9 protein-coding genes and 1 riboswitch are annotated in these 9,728 nt (G+C 54.5%); all 9 genes read left to right on the forward strand.

The annotated features are described in order from the left end of the window. A partial coding sequence (locus ACPLUI_RS06230; protein ID WP_424659408.1) for a proton-conducting transporter membrane subunit occupies positions 1–1,073 on the forward strand: 1,073 nt, incomplete at its 5' end. Beyond that, a complete protein-coding gene (locus tag ACPLUI_RS06235; RefSeq protein WP_424659409.1) occupies positions 1,074–2,591 on the forward strand; it encodes a complex I subunit 4 family protein in 1,518 nt (505 codons plus the stop codon). After that, complete coding sequence (locus ACPLUI_RS06240; protein WP_424659410.1) at positions 2,592–4,016, forward strand: NADH-quinone oxidoreductase subunit N; 1,425 nt, start codon at positions 2,592–2,594, stop codon at positions 4,014–4,016. Positions 4,017–4,165: 149 nt separating this feature from the next. After that, a complete protein-coding gene (locus tag ACPLUI_RS06245) occupies positions 4,166–4,603 on the forward strand; it encodes a C-GCAxxG-C-C family (seleno)protein (protein ID WP_424659411.1) in 438 nt (145 codons plus the stop codon). A gap of 23 nt (positions 4,604–4,626) precedes the next feature. Further along, positions 4,627–4,989 carry a YraN family protein gene (locus ACPLUI_RS06250; protein WP_424659412.1) on the forward strand — a complete coding sequence of 121 codons (363 nt, stop codon included), beginning with the start codon at positions 4,627–4,629 and terminating at the stop codon, positions 4,987–4,989. 237 nt (positions 4,990–5,226) lie between these two features. Beyond that, positions 5,227–5,331, forward strand: a riboswitch (glycine riboswitch). Positions 5,332–5,408: 77 nt separating this feature from the next. Next, on the forward strand, positions 5,409–6,506 hold the full coding sequence (gcvT, locus tag ACPLUI_RS06255; protein ID WP_424659413.1) for a glycine cleavage system aminomethyltransferase GcvT: 1,098 nt from the start codon (positions 5,409–5,411) through the stop codon (positions 6,504–6,506). 57 nt (positions 6,507–6,563) lie between these two features. Then, positions 6,564–6,944, forward strand: a complete 381-nt coding sequence (gcvH, locus tag ACPLUI_RS06260) for a glycine cleavage system protein GcvH (RefSeq protein ID WP_424659414.1) — start codon at positions 6,564–6,566, stop codon at positions 6,942–6,944. Positions 6,945–6,951: 7 nt separating this feature from the next. Beyond that, complete coding sequence (gcvPA, locus tag ACPLUI_RS06265) at positions 6,952–8,295, forward strand: aminomethyl-transferring glycine dehydrogenase subunit GcvPA (protein ID WP_424659415.1); 1,344 nt, start codon at positions 6,952–6,954, stop codon at positions 8,293–8,295. Beyond that, the coding region (gcvPB, locus tag ACPLUI_RS06270) for an aminomethyl-transferring glycine dehydrogenase subunit GcvPB (protein ID WP_424659416.1) at positions 8,292–9,728 on the forward strand (1,437 nt) is incomplete at its 3' end. The genes gcvPA and gcvPB, both read left to right, overlap by 4 nt.

Genomic DNA, 9,728 nt, shown 5'->3' on the forward strand with positions numbered 1-9,728 from the left:
TGCAGAGGTCAAAACCCGTTGCTTATATAATCGATGCTTCGAGTTACGAAAGCACCGCCACCATTGCTGTCACCCAGCGGGAAATCAAGCGCATTCTGGCTTACTCCACAGTCAGCCAGATTGGTTATATGATGCTGGCCCTGGGGGTTGGCAGCATGACGGCAAGCCTGTTCCATATGTGGACCCACGCTTTCTTTAAAGCCCTTATGTTCCTGGGCGCCGGCAGCGTACTGCATGCCCTGCACCACAAGGCGGACGTCTGGGAGATGGGCGGACTGATTAAGAAGATGCCCGTTACCGGCTGGACTTTTGTCATTGGGGGCCTGGCCATTGCCGGTATTCCTCCCTTTGCCGGATTCTGGAGCAAGGACGAAATCCTGGCCGTAACCCTGGAAAATGGACACTATGTCCTCTTTGCCATGGCCGCCTTTACCGCCTTCCTGACTGCCTTCTACATGTGGCGGCTGATTTTCCTGACTTTCTTCGGTGACGAGAATCCGGAGAACCATCCGCACGAATCACCTCCGGTTATGACCCTCCCGCTGGTTTGTCTGGCCATCTTATCTGCAGTTGGCGGTCTGGTGGGAACTCCCTGGGCTCCTTTCTGGGGCGAATGGATCTTCTTCGGTCATGCTCACCATGCAGAGCCCAACTACTGGGTCATGATCGGATCCATAGTGCTGGCGGCAGCCGGTATTTACCTGGCCTACCAGCTCTACTGTGCGGACAAAACCAGAGCGAAAGTCAGGGAACTGGCCGGTCGTTACAATCATATCTATACCATCCTGTACAATAAGTACTATATCGACGAAATATACCTCTGGTTCAACCATACCATCGTTGACGGTGCGGCCCGCCTTTTCTACCTGTTCGACATCTACATCGTGGACGGCATTATCGTCAACGGCCTGGGTGCACTGACGTGCCTGTTTGGTGAAGGTTTGAGGGTAACCAGCACAGGCCGGCTTCAGAATTACGCCCTGGTCTTTTTCCTGGGTGTGCTGGCCGTGGTCGTCCTCCTGGCCTTTACCGGTCCTTCTGCTGCCAGCCTGATTGTGGGGGGTGTAAAGTAAATGGCAAGCTTCCCCGTGTTACTGGTCATCCTGCTTGCTCCCGTGGTGGCAGCGGTAATCATGGCCTTTATTCCCCGGGAGGAGCACATGCTCATCAAGTGTATTGCAGCTGTAGGAACCTTCATTTCCATGGCTCTTTCCCTGTATGTCTACTTTGCTTACGACCGTTCCCTGGGCGGTCTGCAGTTTGTGCAGCAGATACCCTGGATTAAAGATCTGGGGGTTACCTTCTTCCTGGGTGTGGATGGTATCAGCCTGCCCATGCTGCTGCTTACCAACCTGATTGGTTTTTCGGCAGTTTTTGCCTCCTGGAATGTCAACCACCGCCCGCGGGATTTCTTCATCCTGCTGTGTCTCTTGATTACCGGGGTAATGGGTACTTTTGTGGCCCAGGACCTGTTCATCTTCTTGCTTTTCTACGAAGTCGTGGTCATTCCCATCTACATCCTGGTGATCATCTGGGGCAGCACCAAACGGGTAACCAAGGAATATGCCGGTATGAAGCTGACCATCTACCTTTTGATCGGTTCAGCCTTCCTGCTCGTAGGTGTTATCGCACTCTTTATGAAAACTGTAGCTATCACCGGTGCTCCTGATATGAGCTTCACGGGTTTGGCCCGTGCTGCGCAGGGATTGAGCGGTTTTGACCAGAAGTGGCTGTTCGCCCTGATGCTCTTTGGCTTTGGTTCACTTCTTTCCATGTGGCCCTTCCACTCCTGGTCACCTGACGGTTACGCCGGTGCTCCCACGGCGGTAAGTATGATTCACGCCGGGGTGCTGAAGAAAATCGGCGGATACGGTTTGATTCGCATTGCACTTTATGTTCTGCCGGTGGGAGCCAGGTTCTGGGCACCGGTCATTGCCGTGCTGGGCGTATGTGGCGTAGCATACGCTGCTATGGCGGCTCTGGCCCAGAAAGACCTGAAGTATATCGTGGGTTACTCCAGCGTGAGTCACATGGGTTATGTGCTCCTGGCGGTAGCTTCGCTGAACGTCATCGGCTTGAACGGGGCCGTGGCCAATATGTTCGCCCACGGTATTATGGCGGCACTATTCTTCTCCACCATAGGCTTCATTTATGAAAAGACCCATACCCGTTGGATTCCCGATCTGGGCGGTTTGGCCCGGCAGACACCCCGCCTGGCCGTTGCTTTCATGCTCGCGGCTATGGCTTCCCTGGGTCTGCCCGGCCTGGTAAGCTTTATACCCGAGTTTACTATCTTTGTAGCCTCCTTTAAGGTTTATGGGGGCCTGGCTGTAGTGGCCATAGCCGGGATTATCATTACCGCCCTTTATGCCTTGCGGGCAGGTGCCAACACCCTTTTTGGGCCGCCCCGTCCTGAGTATGATTCCCTCAAGGACATCCGGGGTCCCGAACTGGTTCCCCTGGCCGTGCTGGGTACCGTTTTAGTGGTGGGCGGTCTTCTCCCCTTCCTGCTCTTTGACACGATCAACAGCGGCATCGTGCCCCTGATGGCCAAGATTAGCGGTGCGCTCCAGTTAGGGGGGAATTTTTAGATGAATGTAGATCTCTCGTTGTTAGCGCCTGAAATTGCCATGGCCATCCTGGGACTCGGTATACTGATCCTGGGATTGCTCGTTCCCAAAGGTTCCCGCCACGGTCTGGGCTGGGTTACAGCACTGGGACTGCTGGGCGTGTTGGGGTTGACCATTGCCGGGTGGAATAATCAGGGCTCACTTTATGACGGTATCTTTATTGTGGACCGGTATGCCCTCTTTTTCAAAATAACTTTCCTCACGGCGGCCTTTCTGGTCACCCTGGGCTGTATGCGTTACGTTGATGAGATGGGCGACCAAAGTGAATATTACAGTATGATGCTCTTTGCCACCCTGGGCATGATGGTACTGGCTTCAGCCGGAGATTTTATGACCCTCTACCTGGGGTTGGAGTTGATGACCATAGCCTTTATCGTACTGGTATGCTTCCGTCGTACCGAAACCAGGTCGGTGGAGGCCGGGATTAAATATATCCTCCTGGCAGGGATGTCCTCGGCGGTGCTCCTGTACGGCTTGAGCCTGGTATACGGTGTAATCGGTTCCGTTATCATTTCAGATGTGGGCCGGTTACTGACCACACAGCCCGTACCCGCGCTGATTCTGGGTGTGGCCATGCTGGTGGCAGGTCTGGGCTTCAAGATCTCAGCCGTACCTTTCCATATGTGGACGCCGGACGTGTACGAAGGTGCTCCCACGCCGGTGACTTCTTTCCTGGCCGTGGGTTCCAAGGCTGCCTCCTTTGCCATTTTGCTCCGGGTGTTTGTAGCAGCGCTGCCTGCTCTATGGGCTCACTGGACCATGCTGGTAGCCATCCTTTCGGCTGTTACGATCATTGTGGGTAACCTGGTGGCTATTCCCCAGACCAATATCAAACGCATGCTGGCCTACTCCAGCATCGCCCAGGCGGGTTATATCCTGGTCGGCCTGGTGACTGCCAGTGAGCCGGGGATTAAGGGCGTGATGTTCTACGCTTTCCTGTACGTTTTTGCCACCATTGGTGCGTTTACCGTGGCCACTTATTTCTATAACATAACCGGTAGTGACGAAATAAAGGATTATGCAGGGTTAAGCCAGCGTTCTCCCTTGATGGCTGCAGTTATGGTCATCTCCATGCTTTCCATGGCCGGAATTCCGCCCCTGGCGGGCTTTGTGGGCAAGTTCTACCTTTTCAAGACCATCGTGAACAATTATTTGTGGCTGGCTTTCATCGGCCTGATCATGAGTATGGTATCGGTTTATTACTACCTGCGGGTAGCTCTGGTCATGTACCGGGACGAGCCGGCTGATAATTCGCCCATCACTTTGAGCGGCCCTGTAGCCCTGACTCTGATCATCACCATGGTGGCCACCCTGGTGCTGGGTATATATCCTGGCCCGCTCTCGGAAGTGGTCAACACGGCGGCTCATTCCTTCTTTATCCATTAGAAATACATTGGGAAGACACCCGATGTAAAACAAATGAGGCGGGGTTTTCAAAAAACCCCGCTCAATTTTTCTTCCGAATCTTAAACAGGAATGAGAAGATGTTTGGAGAAATAATGAAACAGTTTGAAAATAGAATGGGGTGGTAGAAAATGGCTGAAGAAATGGTTCTCGAAGCAAGGAACAGGGCGGGGAATTATTTTCGCGAGGGTTATAACTGTGCCGAGTCTATTTTTCTGACTTTTAGGGAGATGGTGGCTCCGGAGGTGGAAAGGGATCTCGTTCGCATGGCTACTGGCTTTGGGGGCGGGTTGGGACACGCAGGATGCATCTGCGGCGCGCTTACCGCTTCCACCATGGTTATTGGCTTGCTTTGCGGACGTACCGACAACCGGCAGGACCGTCACAGGGCATATGAATTGGCCAGGGGTTTTCATGAGCGTTTTGAAGAAACGTTTGGAGTTACATGTTGCCGTTCCCTGAACCCCCATCCTTTCGACACTCCGGAACACCTGCGCCACTGTCTCAAAATTACCGGTAACACGGCCAGGTTGCTCATGGAGTACCTGCAGGAAAAAAGATTGGTTTAGGGCCGGGCTGACGGAGAGAGCCCGTGACCCTGCGAAGGAAAGCCCAGGGGCGTAAGGGGGAAGATGAGGCTGCACGTTACCTGGCCGGTCTGGGATACCGCCTGGTGGCACGTAATTATCGCTGCCTCTATGGGGAAGTAGATATTATCGCCCGGGACGGCCGGACGCTGGTCTTTGTGGAGGTACGCAGTAGAACTACGAACAATTACGGCCTGCCCCAGGAAAGTGTGGGCTCCCAAAAACGGACCAGGTTGCGGCGGGTGGCCTGCTGCTATCTGGCTGCCGGTATTGGACATCGCGGTCCGGTCCGGTTCGATGTCCTCGCCATTAAATACGGGGCAGACGGGCGGGTGGAATCTTTAGCGCATATAAAGAATGCTTTTTAATAGCACCCAAAAAATTTTTACAGGTGGCAGGAAAATCATGTCCGCTGTAGAAATATAACACTGTGCCGGTGAGTATCGTGGAAACCCGGGTTGTACACAAAAGTGGGCAACTGGCACTTGCTTGAACAACAGTTCAGGTTCGTTATTTCAGGGTTCTAAATAAGAAAGTTTAAAGTGCCGGATGAGAGCTGCTTGAAGGGCGGTTGACGTCTTAATTCCCGGTCCGATAAAGTAGCAGGACGGCCCTCTGGAGAGATTCCTTCCTCGGGAAGGAACACCGACGGGGCAAGTTTCCCGCAGGCGGGAGACGAAACTCTCAGGTTCCAGGACAGAGGAGATGGTTATTACTATCTCCCCTGTCCTTGTTTTTTTGGGGGAGCTGGTCATACTAATGTCAGTTGGGTTGGGAGGTACCTGCCATGGAAAATTTGATGAAGACCCCCCTTTATGACAGGCACATCAAGAACGGGGGCAGGATGGTTAACTTTGGTGGCTGGGCCCTGCCGGTTCAATACAGCAGCATTATTGCGGAGCACCAGGCCGTAAGGGAGAGAGCCGGTCTCTTTGATGTTTCTCACATGGGGGAGATCCGGATCAGCGGTCCCGGTGCCCTGGATCTTGTGCAAAAGGTCGTTACAAACGATGTTTCCAGGCTCTTTCCGTCCCAGGCTCTTTATACTCCCATTTGTAATCCCCGGGGAGGTATTGTAGATGACGTCCTGGTTTACCGGCTGGGAGCGGAAGAGTTTCTGCTGGTGGTTAACGCCGCAAACAAGAATAAAGACTGTGCCTGGCTCGGTGAGTGTGCCGTTGAATTTCCCGGTGTTGCCGTTGAGGATATATCCGATCAGACTGCCCAGCTCGCCCTGCAGGGACCCAGGGCGGTGCAAATTCTGGCCGGTTTGACTTCTGTGAACATTGCTTCTCTGAGGTATTACTGGGCCAGCCTGGGTGTGGAAGTGGGCGGTGTGAAATGCATGGTTTCCCGTACCGGGTACACGGGTGAGGATGGGTTCGAGCTTTACTGCCCGGCAAATGAAGCACCCCGGTTGTGGGATGAAATAATGTCTGCCGGTGAAAGGGAAGGTCTGGTACCATGCGGTCTGGGCGCCAGGGATACCCTGCGTTTTGAAGCAGCCATGCCTTTGTACGGCCATGAACTGAGTGAGAATATCACCCCTCTCGAGGCCGGTCTTGAGCGGTTTGTGAGCTGGGAAAAATACTTTGTCGGAAAGGAAGCGCTTCTGAGGCAAAGGGACGGCGGGGTCAAGCGCCGACTGGTGGGTTTCGAAATGGTGGACCGCGGGATACCCCGTCAGGGCTGTACAATCGTCCGGGACGGGCAGGTTATTGGTGAAGTAACCTCCGGTACCCAGAGCCCAACCCTGGGTAAAGCTCTGGGGATGGGGTACGTGCCGGTAGAATATGCAGCACCAAATTCCGGGCTTGAGGTGAACATTCGGGGCCGGAGCGCCCGGGCAAAAGTCGTACCGGTACCTTTCTACCGGCGCCGGTAATAATGGACAGTACTCTGAGAATTAATTTATTTTAAAAAAGTCAAGGGGGTCTTGTTCATGTATCCTGCCGATCTGAAATATTCCAGAGACCACGAATGGATCCGCGTGGAAGGGAACCGTGGGACCGTCGGTATCACCTTTTATGCCCAGGAGTCCCTGGGGGATGTTGTTTACGTAGACTTGCCCCGGGTGGGGGATGAACTGGCTGCCGGGGAGTCCTTTGGCACGGTGGAATCGGTTAAATCGGTTTCCGACCTCTATGCTCCGGTGAGCGGGAAAGTGGTAGAAGTCAATCAGGAAGTCGTTGAACACCCTGATCTGGTCAACAAGGATCCCTATGGCGATGGCTGGTTGATCGTCCTTGAAATTTCCGACCCTGGAGAACTGGACGACCTGTTGGATGCCGGAGCCTATGAGGAAATGGTGAAAGAGAGCTGAAGTACAAATGAGATACATTCCGAATACACCTGAAGACAGGAAGAAAATGCTCGCTGATATCGGGGTTGACTCAGTGGAAGAGCTCTTTGCCGATATACCGGAACAGGTTCGTTTAAAAAGGGAGCTGAATCTGCCCGAAGCTCTTTCAGAACCTGAGCTCGTTCGCTACATGGAAGACCTGGCCGGTAAAAATGGAGATACGGGCCGCTATACCTGTTTTTTGGGCGGGGGTTGCTACGACCACTATATACCGGCAGTGGTCCCCGCCCTGCTGGCCCGTTCCGAGTTCTATACCGCATACACACCCTACCAGGCCGAAATCAGCCAGGGTACACTGGCTGCAATTTACGAGTTTCAGACCATGATCTGTGAACTAACTGGTATGGATGTTGCCAATGCCTCCATGTATGACGGGGCCACAGCGCTGGCCGAAGCGGCGGCGGTGGCGACCGCGGTGACTGGCCGGCACCGGGTTGTGGTGACGCGGACGGTCCATCCGGAATACCGGCAGGTTTTAAGCACCTACCTGGGTCCACGGGGCGTGGATCTGGTAGAGTTGCCCTTTGCCGATGGAGTAACAATAACGGGTAACCTGGACCAGTATCTCGACCGGCAAACCGCAGCAGTACTGGTGCAACAACCCAATTTCTTTGGCTGTCTGGAAGATGTTCATTCACTGGGGGAGGCTGCGCACGGGGCTGGGGCTTTGTTCATCGTGTGTGCCGATCCCGTTTCCCTGGGCCTCCTTAAACCACCCGGGGAATATGGAGCCGATATGGTGGTGGGCGAGGGACAGTCCCTTGGTCTCCCCCTGAATTTTGGCGGCCCTGGTTTCGGGTACTTTGCTGCCCGGGAAAAATTCTTGCGCCGCATTCCTGGACGGGTTGTAGGGGCCACTACCGATGTTCACGGACGGAGGGGATTTGTCCTGACCCTGCAGGCCCGCGAGCAACATATTCGCAGGGAAAAGGCTTCGTCCAATATATGTTCCAATCAGGCTCTTTGTGCTCTTGCGGCCACCATCTACCTTTCGGCTATGGGCCCGGCCGGCCTGCGCCGGGTGGCCTGGCTCTGTGCCCAAAAAGCGGCTTACGCCAGCAGACGTCTGGCTGCTGTGAAGGGTATCACGGTAGCCTTTACCGCTCCTTTCTTCAAGGAATTCGTGCTTAAAAGTGAATATCCCGTAGCACGGGTTCAGGAAATGCTGTTGCGCCGCGGGTTTGTCGCTGGTCCGGATCTCGGGCGCTTTTACCCGGAACTCTCCAACCACCTGCTGGTGGCAGTTACCGAAAAACGCACCAGAGAAGAAATTGACCGGTTGGCCGAAGCGCTGGAGGAGGTGGCAGGATGAACAACAACCCGTGGAATGAAAAACTCATCTTTGAACTGGGCGCGCCCGGCCGGCATTCATTTTCCCTGCCAGCGTGCGATGTGCCGGAAATGGATCCGGGTTGGCCGGAAAATATGCGACGGGAAAAGCCTCCCGGCCTTCCGGAAGTCAGCGAACCGGAACTGGTGCGGCATTTCACCGCCCTCTCCCGTTTAAACCACGGGGTGGACAGCGATTTTTACCCCCTGGGATCCTGTACCATGAAGTACAACCCCAAAGTAGATGAAGCGCTGGCGGCCCTGCCCGGTTTTACAGGCATCCACCCATACCTGCCGGAAGAACTGGTCCAGGGTGCTCTGCAATTAATTTATGAGATGGAAACTTTCCTGGCGGAAATCAGCGGTATGGAGCGGGTGACCATGCAGCCTGCAGCGGGGGCTCATGGGGAATTGACGGGTATTCTCCTGATCCGGGCTTACCACCGGTGGCGGGGAGAAAACCGCACCAGGATTCTCGTCCCGGATTCGGCTCACGGCACCAACCCGGCCACGGCAGCCATGGCAGGTTACCAGGTGGTCAGCGTACCATCGGATCACCGGGGCGGGGTGGATGTGGCGGCTCTTGAAAAACTCCTGGATAACCAGGTTGCCGGGCTCATGCTGACCAATCCCAATACACTGGGACTGTTTGACGAAAACATCCATATTATTGCCGATCTGGTTCACCAGGCCGGCGGGCTTTTATATTACGACGGTGCCAACGCCAACGCCATTCTGGGATACAGCCGTCCCGGGGATATGGGTTTTGATGTGGTCCACTTTAACCTGCATAAAACTTTCGCTACGCCCCACGGTGGCGGTGGTCCCGGGTCCGGTCCGGTAGGTGTGAAAAAAGAACTGGTGCCTTTCCTGCCCGTACCCCTTGTGGACTACGATGGAGAACGTTACTATTTTAACTACAATCTGCCCTGCTCCATAGGCAGGATGCGCTCCTTTTACGGCAATTTCGGTGTGGTAGTTAAGGCTTACGCCTACATCCGATCCCTGGGGCCCGGTGGTTTAAAGCAGGTAAGCCAGGATGCGGTACTCAACGCCAACTATCTCATGGCCCACTTGAAAAAGTATTTCTACCTGCCCTACGACCGTATCTGTAAGCACGAATTCGTCCTTTCGGGTAAGTGGCAAAAAGAGCGTTACGGTGTGAGGACTCTGGATATAGCCAAGCGGCTTTTGGACCACGGGTTTCACCCGCCTACCATTTACTTCCCATTGATCGTGGAGGAAGCAATGATGATCGAGCCCACGGAGACGGAAAGCAAGGAAACCCTGGATCGTTTCATTGCCTCCATGATTGAAATCGCCCGGGAGGTGGAGCGGGATCCCGATAAAGTAAAAGGCGCTCCTTACACCACAGACCTGGGGCGGTTGGACGAGGCGACTGCCGCCCGCAAGCCC

Source organism: Desulfofundulus sp., from assembly GCF_049701015.1.
In the GTDB taxonomy this organism is placed as follows: domain Bacteria; phylum Bacillota; class Desulfotomaculia; order Desulfotomaculales; family Desulfovirgulaceae; genus Desulfofundulus.

Coding starts and splice junctions, on each gene's coding strand:
- gcvPA (WP_424659415.1), top strand. CDS start 6,952: ATGAGATACATTCCGAATACACCTGAAGACAGGAAGAAAATGCTCGCT.
- ACPLUI_RS06245 (WP_424659411.1), top strand. CDS start 4,166: ATGGCTGAAGAAATGGTTCTCGAAGCAAGGAACAGGGCGGGGAATTAT.
- gcvH (WP_424659414.1), top strand. CDS start 6,564: ATGTATCCTGCCGATCTGAAATATTCCAGAGACCACGAATGGATCCGC.
- ACPLUI_RS06235 (WP_424659409.1), top strand. CDS start 1,074: ATGGCAAGCTTCCCCGTGTTACTGGTCATCCTGCTTGCTCCCGTGGTG.
- ACPLUI_RS06240 (WP_424659410.1), top strand. CDS start 2,592: ATGAATGTAGATCTCTCGTTGTTAGCGCCTGAAATTGCCATGGCCATC.
- gcvT (WP_424659413.1), top strand. CDS start 5,409: ATGGAAAATTTGATGAAGACCCCCCTTTATGACAGGCACATCAAGAAC.